Source organism: Shewanella sp. SR44-3, assembly GCF_014163735.1.
Lineage (GTDB): Bacteria > Pseudomonadota > Gammaproteobacteria > Enterobacterales > Shewanellaceae > Shewanella.
Genome location: NZ_JACJDV010000116.1, coordinates 1 through 437, shown reverse-complemented (window position 1 = coordinate 437; position 437 = coordinate 1). Strand labels below are relative to the sequence as shown.

Here is a 437-nt window from a genome sequence, read left to right as displayed (position 1 = left end):
TTGTGTGCAAACACGAATATGAGTTCTCAAAACACTTTATTAAGTGTCTTGAATATTTTTAAAACTAAGGCGTGTCCACTTCCTACCCGGAGGTGAGACAAGTAAAAACCAAGCTGGTCTCACTCTTTATTGAGTGAACGTATGACTCAGTGTTTTTCTTACTTTATCTCGATAACGTAAGCGCAGTTATTCGATACGGTGTCTAAGCCGTGGAGCGAATGAGAAAGGAGTGTAGCAGCGCTACATGACTGACGAATGAGGTTCACAATAACGACAGCGTGATGAATAACAAGCGAAAAGATGAAACCTATCTGGGTTGTATGGTTAAGTGACCAAGCGTATACGGTGGATGCCTTGGCAGTCAGAGGCGATGAAGGACGTAGTAACTTGCGAAAAGCGTTGGCGAGCTAGTAACAAGCATTTGAGCTAACGATGTC

1 rRNA gene is annotated in these 437 nt (G+C 43.0%); it reads left to right on the top strand.

Going from position 1 to position 437, the window contains the following annotated elements:
- Positions 1 to 322: 322 nt before the first annotated feature.
- Positions 323 to 437 (top strand): 23S ribosomal RNA (locus tag H5073_RS18060); the annotation flags it as partial.